Here is a 17,482-nt window from a genome sequence, read left to right as displayed (position 1 = left end):
TCCGCGCACACCTGCGAAGCCGACGGCGGCCCGGCCGGCCGCCCGTCGATCGGTATCGTGCTGTCCGGCGGCGGCGCGCGCGGCTACGCACACCTCGGGGTCCTGAAGGTACTGGAGGACAACCGCATCCCGATCGACTGCATCGCGGGCACCAGCATGGGCGCCGTGGTCGGCGGCCTGTACGCGAGCGGCATGGCCGCCGGCGAGATGCAGAAGCGGCTGTCGGAGGTCAACCTCGCGGATATCGCGTTCGACGTGACGGAGCGCGCGGACCTGCCGCAAACCAGCCGAGAGGACGAGCGCCTGTACATCAACGGGCTGACGCTCGGCTTCGGCAAGAAAGGCGTGAAGGCGCCGGTCGGCCTCGTGCAGGGCAACCGGCTCCAGGCGCTGCTCGCGAGCTGGACGGCCGCCGTGCCGACCAACCAGCCGTTCGACCGCCTGCCGATTCCGTACCGCGCGGTCGCGACCGACCTGCAGACGGGCCAGATGGTCGTGCTCGACCACGGCTCGCTGCCGCTCGCGATCCGCGCGAGCATGGCGATGCCGGGCCTGTTCGCGCCGGCCGAGATCAACGGGCGCGCGCTCGTGGACGGCGGGCTCGTCAGCAACCTGCCCGTCGATACCGCGCGGCAGATGGGCGCGAACGTCGTGGTCGCGGTCGACATCGGCTCGCAACTGCGCCCGCTCGACGCGCTCGCGTCGCCCGCCGACGTGATGCAGCAGATGGTCGGCATCCTGATCCGCCAGAACGTGACCGCGCAGCGCAAGCAGCTCGACGCGCAGGACGTGCTGCTCACGCCGGACCTCGGCTCGCTCGCGTTCACCGATTTCCAGAACGCGAAGCAGGCGATCGCCGCCGGCGCAGCCGCCGCGACCGCGGCGCTGCCGAAGCTGAAGCGCTTCGCGCTCACGCCCGAACAGTACGCGGCCTACCGGTCCGCGCACGCGCAGCCGCTGCCGCCACCGATCCGGATCACGCGCATCGACATCAAGACCACCGGCGGCGTGCCGAAGCAGGTCGTCAGCAACGCGCTGCACGTGAAACCCGGCGACACCTACGACCCGGATACCGTCAGCCAGGATCTGCTCGGACTCACGACGGGCGGCAACTTCGAGAGCGTCACGCAGCAGATCGTGAGCCACGGCGACGAAAACGTGCTCGAGATCGACGCGCGCGAGAAATACTGGGGGCCGAACTTCCTGCTGTTCGGGCTCGGTATGTCGAGCAGTTCGACCGACGAAGGCGGCTTCCGCCTGCACGTCGGCTACCGGCGGCCGTGGCTCACCGAATCGGGGCTCGAGTTCCGTGCGGACACGACGATCGGCAGCGACCTGCAATCGGCGCGCATCGAGTTCCGCCAGCCGCTGTCGATGGCTTACGGCGTCTATCTGTCGCCGTACGCGGAATACCAGCGCCGCTACGCGAACCTGTACGACGACAGCGGCAACGTGAAGATCACGCAGTACGTCATGCAGACCGCACGCGCCGGGCTCGATCTCGGCCTGCCGATCGGGCGGCTCGGCGATTTCCGGATCGGTATCGGTTATGTGACCGGGCACGGCTCGCCGACCTACAACCTGCCGCTCGACGACGGCAGCGGCCAGCAGCTGCTGTGGCCCAGCTTCACGTCGCAGGCGCTGACCGCACGCGCGCGGCTCGTCATCGACCAGCTCGACGATCCGCTGTTCCCGCGCAAAGGCTATTTCACCGAGCTGCGCGTCGAACGCTCGCTGGTGTCGCGCAACGGGGGCTTGGCGTCGGATTTCGACGACAGCATCAACAACGCGCCCTACACCGAGATCTACGGCAAGGCGATGGTCGCGCAGCAGTTCGGCCGGCACAGCGTCAGCGCGACGATCGAAGGCGGCAAGAGCATCGGCGGCACCAACCTGATCAACGCGTTCAATTTCACGCTCGGCGGCTTCCAGCATCTGTCCGCGTATGCGGCCGACCAACTGAACGGCAACGAGCTCGCGTATGCGCAGGTGACCTACATGAACCAGTTGATGACGTTCAACGCGTCGCCGATCAAGGCGCTGTCGGTGGGCGCCAGCGCGGAAGTCGGCAACGTCTGGTCGAGCGGCCAGCAGATCGGCGGCGGCGCGCTCAAGCAGAGCTATACGTTCTTCACGAGCCTGTCGACCGCGTTCGGGCCCGTCTACATCGGCGTGGCGCTCGCGCCCGGCGGCCGTCGCAACTTCTACCTGCAGCTCGGCCGCACGTACTGAGCATGCGCGGATGCCGCTTCGGCGGCGTCCGCGTCTCCATCGCGCCGCGCGCCCGGGTCAGAACTCCGCGGCCATCTCGATCGCGCGGGCTTGCGCCCGTTCGATGCTGTCGCTTGCGCGTGCCCCCCATGTGTGTTCGACGGTCAGGCTCCTGACCTCGCTCACGCCAATGAACCGCAGCCAGAATTCGATGTAGTCGGCCTGATGCCGGAACCCGGGGTTGTCGGCGCCCGCGCCGGGTTCCCGGCTTTGCCCGCGAACATGGATCACCAGCGCGCGCGGAATCTCCAGCAGCGGCGCGTACGCGTTGCCGTCGAACGCAAACAGCATGTTCCGCTGGCTGACGAGATCGATCAGTTGCTTGAGCTTGTACGGATAGCCGAAATTCCACATCGGCACGCCGACGACGATCCGGTCCGCGTCCTGAAAGCGCTTCACGAGCGACTGGATACGCCGCCAGATCGATTGCTCCGCCTCATCCATCGGCGCGTTTGCAACGCCCTTGTACTTGGCGCCGATCGCGCCACTGTCGAAGTCCGGCAAGTCCTCCTCCCAGACATTCAGCGTATCGACGTCGATCGTTGCGCCCGTCTCCCGGTACGCATCGACAAAGGCCTGGGCGACCGCGATCGAAGCCGACCTGGCGCCGCGGGGAGAAGACACGATGTTCAAAAGCCGCATGATGTGTGACCCGGACAGGAATGCATGAACAAGGGGCGGCCATCGCGACGGCCCCGGCTTCGCTGCTGCATCGCGGGCCGCCCGCCTCCGCTGTCACGGATCGGCCGGCCCATATAGTTGCAATTGCAATCGTAATGCAAAGCGCGTACGCGCGCCAAACGAATCGTCACGCGATTGCCGTGCAGGAAGGTGTCGAAACGGGAAAGGTGCGGCGGGAAAAGCCGGCGGCGCGCTCGAATCCGGCGCGTGCGGCTGTGGTGCAGTGGTGCTGCTGCTGTTTCCGTCGAGGCTGAGGGCCCGCGCGGCGCGGCGCTAGACCGGCCAGCTGATCTCGAAGCGCGCGCCGCCAAGCTCGACCGGATCGACGACCGCGATCCGGCCGTTGTGCGCATGGAGCACCTGCCGCGTGATCGACAGGCCGAGGCCATAGCCGCCGGTGCGGCGGTCGAGGCGCACGAATGCGTCGAAGATCCGCTCGCGCTCGCTCTCCGGCACGCCGGGACCATCGTCCTCGACGAAGATCCCGATGTTGCCGTGCACGAGTGAGATCCCGACGACGATCTGCGATTTCGCGTACTTGCTCGCGTTGCGCAACAGGTTGCGCATCGCATACGACATCAGCCGCCGGTCCATCTTCACGCGCAGGTCCGATGCGATCGCGATGCGCGACTCGATCGCGCGCTCCGGATACAGCAGCTGCGCATCGCTGACCTGATGTTCGAACCACGCGACGGGCGCCGTCATCTCGAGGTTCGACTGCAGCGAGCTGTATTCGAGCCGTGCAAACGTGAGGCTCATGTCGATCAGCTCCTCGAGCTCGGTCACGTCCTGCGCGATGCTCTCGAGCGCCGCCTGGTATTCGGCCGCGGAAGCCGGTTCGCGCAGCATTTCGAGCGCGAAACGCACGCGTGCGAGCGGCGTGCGCAGCTCGTGTGAAATGCCGTTCGTCAGATCGCGCTGAGCGGCGATCAGCCGTTCCATGCGCATCGCGAGCGCATTCAGCGTCCGCGCGAGCGGGCCGATGATCACGCTGTGCGATTCGCGCGCGCGCGTGTTGAAGCGCCCGCCCGTGAAGTCGATCGCGCGCTCGCGCACCATCACGAGATCCGACCACACAGGCCGCATCCACCGGTATGCCGCGAGCGCGGGCGCGGCGAACACGAATACGAGCACGATCCAGATGTCGCCGGGCAGCGAGTCGAACGCATGCCACACGACCTGCGGCGACAATTCGACGCACAGCGCGAGCGCCGGCACGAGCGCGGTCAGCAGCACGAGGCCGAGCAGATGCAGGTACGTGCGAACGTAAAGACGCGACCAGCTCGGGATGCGGTCGGCGCGCGTATCGGTCCACGCGCGACGGAAATGCAGCCAGCGCCATTTGACATAGCGCAGCGTGGGCAGCGGCGGTGCATCGGGGTGCGAACGGGTTCGTCGGATCATCTCGGCTCCCGGCCGGCGGATGGAAGGCCCGCGCGGAACGTGACGGCGTCGTACGAACGTCGCGTCATTCCCACGCGTGCTTGCTGAATTGATAGCCCTTGCTGCGGATCGTCTTGATCCGCTGCGGGTTGCTCGCGTCGTCGCGCAGCTTGCGGCGCAGCTTCGAGATGCGCCCGTCGATCGTGCGGTCGAGGCCGTCGAATTCGACGCCGCGCAACTGCAGCATCAAGTCGTCGCGGCTGACGACTTCGCCCGCGTGGCACACGAGCGCCCACAACAGGTCGAACTCGGCCGACGTCAGGTCGGGCGTGCTGCCGTCGGGCAGCACGACGGAGCGGTCGGTGCGGTCGATCGAGAACTTGCCGAACGCGTAGCGTTCGGGCTGCGGCGCGGTGCTCTCGACCGCGCGCGCGGGCGCGCGGCGCAGCTGGGCCTTGATCCGCGCGAGCAGGATGCGCGGCTCGACCGGCTTGTGTACGTAGTCGTCCGCGCCGAACTCGAGGCCGAGCAGTTCGTCGAACGGCTCGTCGCGCGCCGTCACCATGATGATCACGCCGTCGTATTGCTTGCGTGCCTCGCGGCAGATTTCGAAGCCGTCCTTGCCCGGCAGGTTCACGTCGAGAATGACGAGATCGGGACGAATGGACAGGATCGCCGGCACCGCGGCGTCACCATGCAGCACAGTGTCGACTTCATAGTCGTTCTTGCGCAGGTAGCCGGCGATCAGCGTGGACAGGCGGGTGTCGTCTTCGACGAGCAGGATGCGAAAAGACATGGGCAGCGGTCGGATCATCGGGGAAGCCGCGGCGGCGCCGGCCGGTGCCGGACGCCGGCCATTGGCCGAAACGTACCGCATGATACTGCGCCCGCCGATTGCCTGTTTAGAGGTCTTGAAAATAAGGGCGCGATATCGTCCGCGCTTGACGAATCGGCGCCGGGACGGTTCCATACGGGCTCGCCTGAATCCGGGCTGCTCACCTACCCGCCTGACTTGATGAATTACCAGACGATCCTCGAACGCATCCACACCGAACTCGCCCCCTGGATAGGCCAGGGACGGGTTGCCGACTACATTCCCGAGCTCGCGAAAGTGCCCGCCGACAAGTTCGGGATGGCCGTCGTGACGCTCGACGGAAACGTTTGCACGGTCGGTGACGCGTACGAGCGCTTCTCGATCCAGAGCATCTCGAAGCTGTTCGCGTGCACGCTCGCGTTCCAGCTGCTGGGTGATGAACTGTGGGAACGGGTCGGCCGCGAGCCGTCCGGCAACGCGTTCAACTCGCTGGTCCAGCTCGAGAGCGAGCGCGGCAAGCCGCGCAATCCGTTCATCAACGCCGGCGCGCTGGTCGTCACCGACGTGCTGTGCCGCCGCTTCGTGAAGGCCGAGACGGCGCTCGTCGAATTCGTGCGGCGGCTGATCGGCGCGAACGACATCGACTACGATTCGCGCGTCGCGCAGTCGGAGCTGCAGCACGCGGAGCGCAATCGCGCGATGGCGCACTTCATGGCGAGCTTCGGCAACATGCAGATGCCGCCCGACACGGTGATCGATGCGTATTGCCGCCAGTGCGCGATCACGATGAACTGCGTCGAGCTCGCGCGCGCCGCGCTGTTCCTCGCGAACGGCGGTGTCGCGCCGGTGACCGGCGAGCGGATCGTCGATTCGAGTTCGGCGAAGCGGCTGTCGGCGCTGATGCTGACGTGTGGCACCTATGATGCGGCGGGTGATTTCGTGTATCGCGTCGGGTTGCCGGCGAAGAGTGGTGTCGGTGGCGGGATCGTCGCGGTGCTGCCCGGGGAGATGGCCGTGTGCGTGTGGGCGCCCGGGCTCGATGCGAACGGGAACTCGCTGGCAGGGACGCTGGCGCTGGAGTGGTTGACGACTTATTCGGGAAGGTCGATTTTTTGAGGGGGCGGGGTTGGGCGTGCCTGATCTGGAGCAGATGGTGACAGGTGTATATCGATGCGCTCAATGGGGAACTCGCCATTCGGCAACCACCGACCCCACAGAGGCATGTAGCGGTTCACACAACAAAAAACACCAAAAATGAAAATATTCGCCGTCGCTTCATTGGGAATAGCATTGCTTGCTCAAACATCACCGGCCTTCGCGGATAGTGATAACGGGAAAAAGATCTTCCTGGCGAGATGTGCGATGTGCCACGGCGCAGATGCCCGAGGAACCGGACCATTGGCCAACAAAAGCAACCCGCCCACGCCCGACCTTACGACGCCCGCCTTCAAAAAGCGACTCAACGATTATCCGGGCGTGATTGTCTCGTCAGTCATACTTCGCCCGAACGGAGACCTGATTCCGAAAACGTTGCGGGAGAATGGTGTAAAACTGCCGCCTCACGCCTGGACAGTCAAAGATTTCCGCGACTTGAATCAATATATGAGCGGATTGATTTTCAAAAATTGAAGACTTCGACGCGCGTTTGGATTGCCGGAGTACCGGGACGCTGGTGCTGGAGGGGTTGACGCCTTGTTCGGGGCGGTCGGTTTATTGAGGCGGCGGCATCGGATACGTCGGATTCGGCCGAAAAAGTGGCGCCATTGGCATACCAAGAAGGCCGTGGATAAGCAGACCACGCCTGGCGAACGGTCCGGATTAGAGTGTTTCCAATAGCAGCCCCGACGCATAAGCGATGCTCGCTGCACGTCTGCCCGACACCCGGATCCAGGCGGCACCGACAGCACTTCAACATGGATCGCGGCAGAAACTGATCAACCGGAGACTCGATCATGGCGTTGTACGGGATATCGGATTTGGCGATCCTGCTTTTTTTGACGCTTGCCGTCACCATACCGCTCACGCTGATCGTCGCGGCCATCGGATTGATCGGTCGCGTTCGCGCACATAAAGCCTGGAGACGCGGCGTCGTCTTTCTCTGCGCCCTGGTGGTCGTGCAGGTTGTCGCACTGTTCAACAATCGTGCAATTGCCGACGGCTATGGCCATGCAGTCAGCGCCTGGTACACCCACCACGTCACACGGACAACGGTATTCGACGGGATGACGTTCCCGCCGGGATCGACGGTTGTCCTGGACCAGGATGCGCCACACTCGGTCCATAGCGGCACCGTCCCGTCGAACACGCCGCTTCTCGGGCTGACCGTGAGCGGAAACTTCCTCGTGTCCCGCATCGACAACAAGACGAGCTACCTTGCCTGGGGAACGCTTGCGAAACCGGCATCGTTCAACGGAATCGAGTGTGCACCCGGCCCATTCACGCACCGTCGGGAGCACGCATCCTTCGACTTCAAAAAGTTGGTGGACGAGGTGGACTGCACGCTTGCCTCCGGGTTTCGAAACCGCGAAGTCGATCTTCCCGCCGGAATCGACGTCAAGACAATCGCAATCGAGGGCACCGGTGCCCCGTCGATTTCGGGAGAGCTGCCTCATGCGCGGAAAGACTTCGGCATTGAATGTGACGCAGGGCCATTTGAATTCGACGGATCCGAACGATTCACCTGCACCTTGGCCGTCGACCAACGTGTGGGTCGCCACGAACTACGCCGCGGGACAAGGGTCACGGTATCGAGGGAGCAGGACGGCAGTCTCTCGCTCTTCGGGAGTGATTGACGAGGCGGCGGGCAGCCCCCGTACTGCGGTTCAGCTTGCCCGCGTGTCGGTACCACGTACGATTGCCCCGTGGCAACGGCCGCGCCAGTCGATATCCGCACGCACCGCCACGCTGAATGAACGAATTACCCTGCAATGGCCGTCGCTTATGGCCCATTGCGACCACGGATACTCACGATGCAATCGAACCTGCTCAAGCTGACGCCCGGTGTTCACGCCGGCGTTCAGATCCGGCCGCGCTGGCCCGCGCGACACGTCCGCGTGGATACGCATGCCCTGGGCAAGTTGCAGACGATCCAGACCGAGTTGCCCGCAGAGATCACCCTGATCCTGACGCGCGGCTACGAGCCACGGGCGTCCAGGCTCGGTTTAGCCCGCCGTCAGTTTCGAGCACTGGGAATCGGCGCGTTCCGCCTGCTCTATCCCGCCCGCCGCGACGAACTGGCCGATATTTTCGGCAGCAACGGACACGATATCGATGGAACGCATATCGACGTTTCATTCAGCTTGAACGGCCGGCGCGTGCGGATGTTGCCGCTGGGCGTATTCACGCCACCTGCCTGGCAGCAACGCCGTGTGCGGCGCTGCGCGTCTGCCCTCGCGCAGATCCGGGCCGCGCTGATGCGGCACGGGTTTCAGATTCACCGCAACGCAACGGAAAGCCTGCAGATGCATTGCGACCTGGCGCGTTAGCGCAGAAGATGGTCGGCATCACCGCAAAGGTGCCGCTACGCGATAGCGTCGTCGCCCCTCGGCGGATCGGTCACGCGTCGATCGAGAAACGCGTCGCACCGGAGGCGGCGGCGAGCGTCCGCGCATAAGTCGACTTGCCGGCACCTTGCGCCCCGAAAACGATATGCACCACCGCCATGAAGTTCCCTTCCACCAGGTCGAGCGCCGAAGTGGCATCGGGTCATTGTTATCAGCTCGTTCACTCGCCTTGCGCGAAATTCAACTCGACGCCATTGCCGGCCGGATCGCGGAAGAAAAACTGCACCTGGCCCGTGAGCGGAACGTGCGCGCGCGTGAAGGCCACGTTGGCCGCAGTCAGATGACGCGCCATTTCGTCGGCGTCTGCGCAGGCGAACGCAACATGATCGAACGTGTTGGCAACATTCGAAGGACGCGACTCGCCCGGCCGCGCTTCCGACAGATGCAGCACGGCCTGCGTGCCTGCATACAACCAATAGCCGAAGCTTTTGAACGGCGGTCGAAACCCTTCCTGCAAGCCGACGATGTCGACGTAGAAATCGCGAAGCGAATCGAGTGTCGGCCGATCCGCCCGCAGGTTGTAGTGACTGAATCCGGTAACTGGCATGACGTGTAGCTCGTGTTGGCGCAACGTGACATGAAATGGCATCGCGCCGGGCCTTGCCGCTTCGGGCACGATCCGCGCGACCACGCAGGCCGGCAGCGGCGAGCAGCGGCGGCCGGCTATCGGCATCGGCGTCGCACTAGCTCGACCAGCCTTGGCTCGATCAAGCGCACGCCAGTATATTGCGGCCGCGACGAAACGTTGCGCCGGGATGACGGGGGCCGCCGCGCGGCGCGGTAAAACACCCCTACGAAAATCGCGTCGGCAAGCGCCCCGATTTTCCGGTACAAATCGGGGACGCTGAAATTCCCCGCGGGCAATCGGAGACCCTCGCTCATGACTCGGCAACACGCACCGGATATCGCAACGGCACCCCGCACGACTCCCGGCGACAGCCCATCCGCGCCGATTCCCGCGATCGTGCCGTCAAGCACCGCGCTGCTCGTCATGCATTACCAGACCGACATCCTCGGTCTCTTTCCGTCGGTCGCGCCCGCGCTGCTCGCCAATACACGCCGGTTATGCGACGCGGCGCGGGCCAGCGACATCGGCGTCTGGTTCGCGAACCTGCGGTTCAGCCCCGGCTATCCGGAAGTCAGCCCACGCAACAAGAACGGTCAGGGCATCAAGCAGCTCGGCCTCTTCATCAACGACGGCCCGTGCCCGGAACTCGGCCGGCAGCCCGACGAGCCGCTGATCGTCGCGCACCGCGCCAGCGTGTTCTTCGGCACCGATCTGCAGGCGCGGCTCGTCGAGCAAGGTGTCGATTCGCTGATCATGGTCGGCATCGCGTCGACGGGCGTGATGCTGTCGTCGATCGCCCACGCAAGCGACGCGGACTTCCGCCTGTACACGGTCAAGGACTGCTGCTACGACCCGGACCCGGTGGTCCACGAGCACCTGTTCTCCACCGCCTTCGAATCGCGCACGACGGTGCTGTCGCTCGCGGACGCGTTGCAGCTGCTCGAGTAATCAAGCAGTCGCACGAGCGTGACGGGCCAACGGCTTCACCCGAATCGGCCCGCAGGATAACGACTACCCGGCCGCTCCGATCCCTTTCAGAATCAGGTCGATACCGGCCACGAACTGCTCGCGCTCGTCGTGCGCTGCCAGTTGCGCCGCCACCTTGCGCACGAACGGATACGCCGCGGGATCGAGTTGCGCCCACCGGTCGGCGACGGTCGCCACGATTTCCGGCTGCGCCGGATCGCGCGAATGCAGGCGGGCGCCGGCCGCGTATTGGCCGGCCAGCCCGAAGATGTAGTGCATCAGCGCCGATGCCGCGTTGAATTGCGCAGGTTCAGGCACGCCCAGCGCCTGCAGATGCCCGCCGACGCTTTCGAGAATCCGCAGCACCGCGTCCTGCCACGGCGCGCGGAACAGCTGCGCACCTACCCACGGATGCGCACTGAACGCATCGAACAGACGCAACGCGACGCGACGAATCGCGTCCGCCGCGTCGCCATCAGGTGCCTTCGATTCATCCGCCATCGCGCCCGCGATCACCCGATCCGCGGCCAAAGTGAGCAGGTCGTGCTTGTCGGCGACATGCCAGTAGATCGCGCCGCTTCCGGTCGCCAGGTGCGCGGCAAGCGCGCGAAACGTCAGCGCGCCCTCGCCTTCGTTGTCGAGGATTTCGATCGCGGCGTCGATGATCCGCTCTTTCGACAGCGCGTCGGCGCGCCGCTCGGTTCGGTTTTTGGTTGCCATGCGCGGTAGCTTGACACATCTGGAACAACGTTCCAATATCTCGCACTGGAACGCCGTTCCACAAGATGCCCACTCGTGGCGCACGACACCCGTCAGGTGCTGCCCTTCCTACCGCCACCGGCCCGCCCCGGCCGGAAACCGAGCCCTCGATGACTCAGCCCGTCACCCATGATGTCGTGATTGCCGGCGCCGGCCCTGTCGGCCTGTTCCTCGCCTGCGAGTTACGCCTTACCGGCCTGTCGGTACTGGTGGTCGAGCAGGCCGGCGATCCGGCCTCCCCGCTCAAGCGGCTGCCGTTCGGCATGCGCGGCTTGTCGGCGCCCACTATCGAAGCGTTCCACCGTCGCGGCCTGCTCGACGACATCGCGATGCCGTCCGGCGCGTACGACACCGCGCACTGGATGAAGCAGTCGCGCCGTCCGGGCGGGCATTTCGCCGGCATCCCGTTCTTCCACGACCGCATCGATGCGTCCCGATGGCCGTACCGCCTGCCCGGCCCGGCCGCTACCCATATGCCGACCGATCTCGAACGCGTCGAATCCGCGCTGGCCGCCCGCGCGAGCGCGACGGGCGTCGAGATCCGGCGCAGCATCCGCGTCGAGGGCTTCGATCAGTCCGACGAGGACGATGCGGTGACGCTGCACGCAGGCGGCAACACGTGGCGCGGGCGCTGGCTCGTCGGCTGCGACGGCGGGCGCAGCATGGTCCGCAAGGCGGGCGGCTTCACGTTCGCCGGCACCGATCCCGAATTCACCGGCTACTCGCTCGAGGTCGAGCTCGCCGACTCCGGCACACTGCCGCCCGGCCGTCACTACACCGCGACCGGCATGTATACGTACACGCCGCCCGGTACGATCGCGATGGTCGAATTCGACGGCGGCGCGTTCCACCGGAGCGGGCCGGTCACGCTCGACCATGCGCAGGCGGTGTTGCGTCGCGTGTCCGGCATCGGCGTCACGCTGACGGCGCTACGGCTCGCCACCACGTGGACGGACCGCGCGTGCCAGGCGACCGCCTATCGCAACGGCCGCGTGCTGCTCGCGGGCGACGCCGCGCACATCCACTCGCCGCTCGGCGGCCAGGGGCTCAACCTCGGGCTCGGCGACGCGATGAATCTCGGCTGGAAGCTGGCCGCCACGATCCGCGGCGACGCGCCGGCTGGCCTGCTCGACAGCTATGCGGACGAGCGGCACCCGGTGGGTGCCCGCGTGCTCGACTGGTCGCGCGCACAGGTCGCGCTGATGCGGCCGGCCCGGAGTTCGCGCGCACTCGAGGCGATCGTCCGCGATCTGGTCGACACGCGCGACGGGGCGACGTACTTCGCCGAGCGCGTGTGGGGCGTATCCGTTGCGTACGATCTCGGCGGCGCTCATCTGCTCGTGGGCCGCAGCGTGCCCGATTTTGAATTCGTCGACGGAACGCGGCTCGGCGAACACGTCAGGCACGGCAAAGGTGTGCTGCTGGACTTCGATGGAGGCAGGCCGTTGCAGGCGCTGGCCTCCCGCTGGCACGACCGGATCGCGTATCTCGCGAGCGATGCGAAAGACCGGCTGGGATTGCGCGCCGTGCTCGTGCGGCCCGACGGTGTCGTCGCGTGGGCCGGTGACGATGCGTTGACCGTCGACGAAGCCGCGCACGCGGCGATGCGATGGTTCGGCAAGCCATGCGCCGCGCGTTGAACGCAGCGCCTCGTCGTCTGAAGAATCCGGTGTATATTCCCGACCGATACGCCTGCATGCGTGCCCTCGACGGCACGCCCGACCTCATCGAATGCTCACGCCATCCGCCCTGCCGACACCTGCCGAACTGAACCGCACGCTGCCGTTCGCAGCCGGCGCGCGGCCGTGGCGGCTCGTCCGCTATGCGTGCATCGACTGGCTCGGCATCCTGCTGTGCTGGGCCGCGATCCGCTTCGTGCCGAACCCGTTCGTCTATGTCGTGGCCGTGCTGCTGATCGCGGGCCGGCTGCAGGCATTCGGCGTGATCCTGCACGATGCCTGCCATCTCCCGATGCGGCGCATGACGCTGCCGCTCGCGCTCGTCGAAGCGCTCGCCGGCTGGACGATCGGTTCGTCGATCGCCGCGATGCGCTATCACCACCTGCGCCATCATCGTGCGGTCGGCACCGCCGAGGATCCGTACCTGCACCGGCTGGCCGCACGCGGCGGCTGGGTGCAGCGCGTGATGATGCTGCGCGGCGCACTGCTGCCGGTCTGGTGGCCGCTGCGCGCGCTGATGGCGCCGCTCGCGCTTGCGTGGCCCGCGTTCCGGCCGTGGTATGCGCGCGGCTTCATGCAGGACCGCTCGCGCCAGGATCTGCGCCGTCACCCTGAAGTCATCGCCTGCGCGCGTGTCGACCTGCCGCATTGCGCGGGCTATCTGCTCGCGATCGCGGCCATCGTGCACTGGGATCTGCCGTTCTTCACGTACTACGGACTGCCGTGGATCGTCGGCGGCATCATGAACGCGAACCGCGTGCTGCTCGAACATCAGCACGTCGAGATCGACGAACGCGCGCCGGAATCGATCTGGCAGATGACACGCACGATGACGTTCGGCTGGATCGGCAAGCTCGTGCTGTATCCGCGCAACATCGGCTTTCATCAGGTGCATCACGCGTATCCGGCACTTGCGCTCGAGCATCTGCCGGCCGTGCACCGCTACCTGATGGACGGCACCGCATTTGCGCCGCCCGCACCCGGCCAGGCCGGCTCCAAGCACTGAACGCCCTGCGCGGCGCGGCGCCTACAGCTCGAAGCGCATCACCTTTTCGCCGCACTGCGCGGCCGGCAGCGGCTCGTCGCGCTTCACCGCATCGAGCAGCCGGTCGATCGCGACATGCACGATGTCGGCACGCACGTTGTGCGGACGAAAACCCGGCGCGTTGTCGAGGCCCTGCCGGTGCGCGCGCATGATCCGCACGTCCTGCTGGATCACGAGATGCGTGTACAGGTTCAGCAGCGGCCGCAGCGCGCGCAGCATCCAGCGCGGCAGCCGGAAGCGATACGCGATGTACGTATAGACGCGCGAGCGCCGTGTATCGATCGGCGTGATCTGGCTGACGATCAGGAACCCGGAACGTTCGCCCCACAGATAGTCGCAGCGCGTCACGTTCGGCGCGATGAAGCGGTCGACGTGCGCGAGCGGCACGCGATCGGGGTTCGTGAGCCAGTCGAGACAGAAGCCGATCTTGTCGTCGCCGTCGTGATACGTGACGGCGACGCTGTCCTGTGTCATCGCGACCGTCGCCTCCATCGCCTGGCCACGGCTGCTGCGGAAAATCCCGTCGTGCACGAAAACCGTATGCGGCACGTCCATGAAGTTCTGCGCGAGCATCGCGATGTCGCCGTCGAACGTGTTGACCATGAAGTACGACTGCCACGGCGCGACGTCGCAAAACGGCATCCGGAAGATCGTGCGCGCCGACGGGTCGCCGGTGCCGAGATACACCCACACGAGGCCGTCGAGCAACTGCACGGGCAGCGTGCGCTGCCGGAACGGATAGCGGCCGGGCGTGCCGGTCGGCTGCGTGCCGTCGATGCTCGGCACGTGGACGACCTGCCCTTCGCCATCGTAGCGCCAGCCGTGATACGGGCACACGAGCGTGTCGCGGTCGACCTTGCCGGCCGAGAGCCGCGTGCCGCGATGCACGCACTGGTCGATCAGCGCGGCGATCCGGCCGTCGCGCTGCCGGAACAGCACGATGCCCGTATCGAGGATCCGCACGCCGAGCGGCTTGTCGCGCGGGAGTTCGCGTTCGGTGCACGCGACGAACCATTGCTCGTGCAGGCCATCGGCCGGCGCAGCATGTTCATGTGCACCGGCCGCATCGCGCGACGGGCAGTCGTGCCCGCATCCGCGTGGTTCGATCATGTCGTTCATCGCGTCATTCATTCGTCATCGCAAGCAGCGCGTCGGCCACCGGCAACCGCGTCACGAGTGCGCACGGCTTCACGTCGCCCGCCCGGATGCCGGCCCGTTCGGCCGCCTGTTGCAGCAGGTCGCCGAGCCGTTCCGGCGATTGGCCCAGCCGTCGCACGCGCAGCCGGCCGAGCTGGCCGAGGCGGCGGGCGTGCGCGTAGTGGAACGCCTGCACCAGTTCGGCTTCCACGACGGCACACATCGTGTCGGCCGCGTCAGCGTCGAGATCGCCGGCAACGCACAGCACGTAATGCGGCAGCCCTTCTTTCGCAACACACGGCACGATGCACGCGGCGGCTTCGCGGTACTGCGCACGTACGCGATTCAGCGCGTCGGCCGCAATCCGTTCATCAAGCTTCTCGCCAACGAGATCGACGCTCGCCGCCGCGCGCCCGACGAACGCAATGCGCGGCGTGCGCGCAGTCATGCCGACCACGCGCACGCGATCGCCGAGCGCATAGCGATACAGCCCGCCGCCGGTGGTCAGCAGCACCTGGGCGTCTTCGCCGGGCCGCAGCCCTTCGACGTCGCACACGCTGCCGTTGTCACGCACGAACTCAAGGTAGTGGCTGCCGATCGCGAGCGGGCAACCTTCGCCCGTGCCGAACGGAATGCTTGCAACGCCTTCCGTCGCGAACAGCCCCTTCGGCAGCCATTGCACCTGCGGAAACCGCACGCGCAATGCGTCGGCGTAATGTTGGCTCGGGCCGTCCAGCCAGCAACTCACGGCGGCCAGGCGCGGCCACAGCGCGCGGCAATCGCCCTCCTCGGTCGCACGGCGCAGCGCCGCGCGGCGGTCAGCCGGCAGCGACGCTTCAACCCATGCGAGATCGCGCGCGCCGTCGGCATCGTCGCGATCGAACAGCGGGCGCAGCACGCTCGTCAGGAAGGTCGGGCTCCATACGCTGATGAACGCGAGCGCTTCGTCCGCGACGAGCGCACGCAACGTCTCGCGCCGCCACGTCGCCGCGTTACCGGTCAACGGCGGCACGAGCAGCGTCGACGCGAGCGCGGCCGCGCGGCTGTCGCCGAGGTAGTCGAGATCGCTCGCCGAGCCGACCGGAATCCCGTTGGGCGCGACACCGGGCGCCTGCAGCGGCGGTGACATTGACCAGTACGCACGCCCTTCGCCTAGCGCCGGACAAGCGCGGTACATGTCGGCCAGCCATACGATCATCGCGGCCTGCAGCTCGCGCAGGAACGCGGGCGTATAGGGAATCAGCTTCTGGCGCGCGGTGCTGCCGCTCGTGCGTTCGAGGAACACCGGGCGCTCAGCGGTCAGCACCGGTTCCGCTTCGTGCGACACGCGATCGAGCCACGGCAGGAAATCGGCGGCCGCATGCACGGGCACGCGTTCGCGGAACTGCGCGGGGTTGTCGATCCGGTCGAAGCCGAACCGGCGCCCGAATGCGGTATCGCGATTCGCGGCGAGCAGCGCCGTCAGCCGCTGCGCCTGCGTGTCGCCCGGTGCGTCGAGGCCGGCCTGCCAGCGATCGACGTCCGGCTGCGCGGCGCGCGCGAACGTGCGCCATGCGTCGGCCAGGCTGCGGGCGGAAGCGTCCATCAGAAATAGGTCTTGTCGAGTTGCGCGAGATCGTCGGGCAGCCGGCGCGGCGGCGCGAAGATCGTGAGCCAGCCGTACCACAGCGGCCGCGTCTCGCGCAGGTCCGATACCGCGTGCATGTCCTGCCAGCGCAATGCGGGCCGGCGATGATGCGTGAGGTTGTAGTTGAAGTTCAGCAGCAGCCAGCGCACCGGTGTCGGCGCGCGCATGTTGTACGTGCCTTCGACGACGTCGAGCGGTGTACGCATGTGGTACACCCATTGCAGCGACGACCACGAGAACGCGAACGCGACATACGCGACCAGCACCGCCGACACCGACCAGTCGAGCAGCAAGCCGACCAGCAGCCATGCACCGACGGCAGCGAGCGTTTCGTAGCGGATGCGGCGGAAGTCGGCCGTCGTGAATTCCTTGAAGGCGGCCGCGTAGGTGTTGTCGTCGCCGCGCGCGGCGAGCCGCTGCATCGTGCGGCCGGGCACCAGCGCGAGCACGAAACTGCCGACGAAGCTGCCGAGCCAGATGCCGCCGAGGATCGCCGCGTAGTATTCGATGCGCTTGCGCAGCAGCGATTCGTCCGCGGTCGCGAAATCCGCGCGCTCGGCGCGCGTGCGGTTGCGCACGTGATGGCCGAGATGGTTCACGTGAATGAGTGTCGCGGCCGCGCCGAACATCGTGGACGCCCACCACATCATCATATAATTCGCGATCGGCCGGCGATGCCCGAACCCGTGGAAGGTTTCGTGCATCATCGAGAACACGCCCTGCATCACCAGGCAGAACGGCACGAGCACGAACCACTTGATCGCGCCCACGCCGGTATGCGAGAGCCAGGTGAGCGTGCCGGCCCACACCACGCTCTGCAGCGCGAGCACGAGCAGGTTCGCCCGGTCGTAACGTCGGGTCTGCGCGGCAGCGGCTTGCGCGCTCGGTCGGTTCATGGCTCGGAATGGCGGTTGTTTGCACGGGAGGATACAACAGATGCGTCAGCCGCCGGTAACGGCCCGCGCCCCGTCCCTGGCGGGGCGGAACTA

General features: G+C 66.5%; 16 protein-coding genes. 8 read left to right on the top strand and 8 right to left on the bottom strand.

Annotated elements, in window-relative coordinates; genetic code table 11:
• A partial coding sequence (locus tag G3O00_RS18125; RefSeq protein ID WP_206143832.1) for a patatin-like phospholipase family protein occupies positions 1 to 2,232 on the top strand: 2,232 nt, incomplete at its 5' end.
• A gap of 57 nt (positions 2,233 to 2,289) precedes the next feature.
• Here the strand turns inward: G3O00_RS18125 and G3O00_RS18120 are convergent.
• The 3 genes from G3O00_RS18120 to G3O00_RS18110 form a co-directional block, all read right to left on the bottom strand.
• Positions 2,290 to 2,913, bottom strand: coding sequence for an NAD(P)H-dependent oxidoreductase (locus G3O00_RS18120; RefSeq protein WP_174935127.1), 624 nt, complete (start codon positions 2,911 to 2,913; stop codon positions 2,290 to 2,292).
• Positions 2,914 to 3,225: 312 nt separating this feature from the next.
• Positions 3,226 to 4,356 (bottom strand): ATP-binding protein, encoded by a 1,131-nt coding sequence (locus G3O00_RS18115; RefSeq protein ID WP_174935126.1) that lies wholly within the window; start codon positions 4,354 to 4,356, stop codon positions 3,226 to 3,228.
• Between the two features lie 64 nt (positions 4,357 to 4,420).
• Positions 4,421 to 5,131 (bottom strand): response regulator, encoded by a 711-nt coding sequence (locus tag G3O00_RS18110; protein ID WP_011354360.1) that lies wholly within the window; start codon positions 5,129 to 5,131, stop codon positions 4,421 to 4,423.
• A 219-nt stretch (positions 5,132 to 5,350) separates the two neighbouring features.
• On the opposite strand from G3O00_RS18110, the gene G3O00_RS18105 reads away from it, so the two are divergent.
• The 4 genes from G3O00_RS18105 (at position 5,351) to G3O00_RS18090 (ending at position 8,634) form a co-directional block, all read left to right on the top strand.
• On the top strand, positions 5,351 to 6,265 hold the full coding sequence (locus tag G3O00_RS18105; RefSeq protein WP_011354359.1) for a glutaminase: 915 nt from the start codon (positions 5,351 to 5,353) through the stop codon (positions 6,263 to 6,265).
• A gap of 138 nt (positions 6,266 to 6,403) precedes the next feature.
• Entirely contained in the window at positions 6,404 to 6,778 is a 375-nt protein-coding gene (locus tag G3O00_RS18100; protein ID WP_206143831.1) for a cytochrome c, read from the top strand.
• Positions 6,779 to 7,101: 323 nt separating this feature from the next.
• Complete coding sequence (locus G3O00_RS18095) at positions 7,102 to 7,941, top strand: hypothetical protein (RefSeq protein WP_206143830.1); 840 nt, start codon at positions 7,102 to 7,104, stop codon at positions 7,939 to 7,941.
• 177 nt (positions 7,942 to 8,118) lie between these two features.
• Positions 8,119 to 8,634, top strand: a complete 516-nt coding sequence (locus G3O00_RS18090) for a hypothetical protein (RefSeq protein ID WP_241025210.1) — start codon at positions 8,119 to 8,121, stop codon at positions 8,632 to 8,634.
• Between the two features lie 238 nt (positions 8,635 to 8,872).
• On the opposite strand, the gene G3O00_RS18085 is transcribed toward G3O00_RS18090, so the two are convergent.
• Positions 8,873 to 9,259, bottom strand: coding sequence for a VOC family protein (locus tag G3O00_RS18085; RefSeq protein ID WP_206143833.1), 387 nt, complete (start codon positions 9,257 to 9,259; stop codon positions 8,873 to 8,875).
• A gap of 333 nt (positions 9,260 to 9,592) precedes the next feature.
• Between G3O00_RS18085 and G3O00_RS18080 the strand changes: the two genes are divergently transcribed.
• The gene (locus G3O00_RS18080) at positions 9,593 to 10,228 is read left to right on the top strand and encodes an isochorismatase family cysteine hydrolase (protein ID WP_206143828.1); all 636 of its coding nucleotides are present in this window, start codon (positions 9,593 to 9,595) and stop codon (positions 10,226 to 10,228) included.
• 63 nt (positions 10,229 to 10,291) lie between these two features.
• Here G3O00_RS18080 and G3O00_RS18075 read toward each other — a convergent pair whose 3' ends face one another.
• On the bottom strand, positions 10,292 to 10,966 hold the full coding sequence (locus G3O00_RS18075) for a TetR/AcrR family transcriptional regulator (RefSeq protein WP_206143827.1): 675 nt from the start codon (positions 10,964 to 10,966) through the stop codon (positions 10,292 to 10,294).
• Positions 10,967 to 11,115: 149 nt separating this feature from the next.
• Between G3O00_RS18075 and G3O00_RS18070 the strand changes: the two genes are divergently transcribed.
• Positions 11,116 to 12,645 carry an FAD-dependent monooxygenase gene (locus G3O00_RS18070; RefSeq protein ID WP_206143826.1) on the top strand — a complete coding sequence of 510 codons (1,530 nt, stop codon included), beginning with the start codon at positions 11,116 to 11,118 and terminating at the stop codon, positions 12,643 to 12,645.
• Positions 12,646 to 12,736: 91 nt separating this feature from the next.
• On the top strand, positions 12,737 to 13,690 hold the full coding sequence (locus G3O00_RS18065; protein WP_206143825.1) for a fatty acid desaturase family protein: 954 nt from the start codon (positions 12,737 to 12,739) through the stop codon (positions 13,688 to 13,690).
• Positions 13,691 to 13,711: 21 nt separating this feature from the next.
• Here the strand turns inward: G3O00_RS18065 and G3O00_RS18060 are convergent, their stop codons facing one another.
• From G3O00_RS18060 to G3O00_RS18050, 3 genes are read right to left on the bottom strand one after another with little or no spacing between them, the layout of a single operon-like run.
• On the bottom strand, positions 13,712 to 14,848 hold the full coding sequence (locus G3O00_RS18060) for an aromatic ring-hydroxylating dioxygenase subunit alpha (RefSeq protein ID WP_241025209.1): 1,137 nt from the start codon (positions 14,846 to 14,848) through the stop codon (positions 13,712 to 13,714).
• A 4-nt stretch (positions 14,849 to 14,852) separates the two neighbouring features.
• Positions 14,853 to 16,451, bottom strand: a complete 1,599-nt coding sequence (locus tag G3O00_RS18055; RefSeq protein WP_206143823.1) for a GH3 auxin-responsive promoter family protein — start codon at positions 16,449 to 16,451, stop codon at positions 14,853 to 14,855.
• Positions 16,451 to 17,389 (bottom strand): fatty acid desaturase, encoded by a 939-nt coding sequence (locus G3O00_RS18050; protein ID WP_206143822.1) that lies wholly within the window; start codon positions 17,387 to 17,389, stop codon positions 16,451 to 16,453. Before G3O00_RS18050 ends, G3O00_RS18055 begins: the two co-directional genes overlap by 1 nt.
• Positions 17,390 to 17,482: the final 93 nt, after the last annotated feature.

Source organism: Burkholderia sp. Ac-20384, assembly GCF_017104605.1.
Taxonomy (GTDB): Bacteria; Pseudomonadota; Gammaproteobacteria; order Burkholderiales; family Burkholderiaceae; genus Burkholderia; species Burkholderia lata.
The sequence above is the reverse complement of the archived record's forward strand: the minus strand, read 5'-3'. Positions and strand labels throughout refer to the sequence as shown.

Bases quoted from the DNA above. Each gene is read 5' to 3' on its own strand.
- G3O00_RS18120 (WP_174935127.1), bottom strand. From the start codon at position 2,913: ATGCGGCTTTTGAACATCGTGTCTTCTCCCCGCGGCGCCAGGTCGGCT.
- G3O00_RS18115 (WP_174935126.1), bottom strand. From the start codon at position 4,356: ATGATCCGACGAACCCGTTCGCACCCCGATGCACCGCCGCTGCCCACG.
- G3O00_RS18110 (WP_011354360.1), bottom strand. From the start codon at position 5,131: ATGTCTTTTCGCATCCTGCTCGTCGAAGACGACACCCGCCTGTCCACG.
- G3O00_RS18105 (WP_011354359.1), top strand. From the start codon at position 5,351: ATGAATTACCAGACGATCCTCGAACGCATCCACACCGAACTCGCCCCC.
- G3O00_RS18100 (WP_206143831.1), top strand. From the start codon at position 6,404: ATGAAAATATTCGCCGTCGCTTCATTGGGAATAGCATTGCTTGCTCAA.
- G3O00_RS18095 (WP_206143830.1), top strand. From the start codon at position 7,102: ATGGCGTTGTACGGGATATCGGATTTGGCGATCCTGCTTTTTTTGACG.
- G3O00_RS18090 (WP_241025210.1), top strand. From the start codon at position 8,119: ATGCAATCGAACCTGCTCAAGCTGACGCCCGGTGTTCACGCCGGCGTT.
- G3O00_RS18085 (WP_206143833.1), bottom strand. From the start codon at position 9,259: ATGCCAGTTACCGGATTCAGTCACTACAACCTGCGGGCGGATCGGCCG.
- G3O00_RS18080 (WP_206143828.1), top strand. From the start codon at position 9,593: ATGACTCGGCAACACGCACCGGATATCGCAACGGCACCCCGCACGACT.
- G3O00_RS18075 (WP_206143827.1), bottom strand. From the start codon at position 10,966: ATGGCAACCAAAAACCGAACCGAGCGGCGCGCCGACGCGCTGTCGAAA.
- G3O00_RS18070 (WP_206143826.1), top strand. From the start codon at position 11,116: ATGACTCAGCCCGTCACCCATGATGTCGTGATTGCCGGCGCCGGCCCT.
- G3O00_RS18065 (WP_206143825.1), top strand. From the start codon at position 12,737: ATGCTCACGCCATCCGCCCTGCCGACACCTGCCGAACTGAACCGCACG.
- G3O00_RS18060 (WP_241025209.1), bottom strand. From the start codon at position 14,848: ATGAACGACATGATCGAACCACGCGGATGCGGGCACGACTGCCCGTCG.
- G3O00_RS18055 (WP_206143823.1), bottom strand. From the start codon at position 16,451: ATGGACGCTTCCGCCCGCAGCCTGGCCGACGCATGGCGCACGTTCGCG.
- G3O00_RS18050 (WP_206143822.1), bottom strand. From the start codon at position 17,389: ATGAACCGACCGAGCGCGCAAGCCGCTGCCGCGCAGACCCGACGTTAC.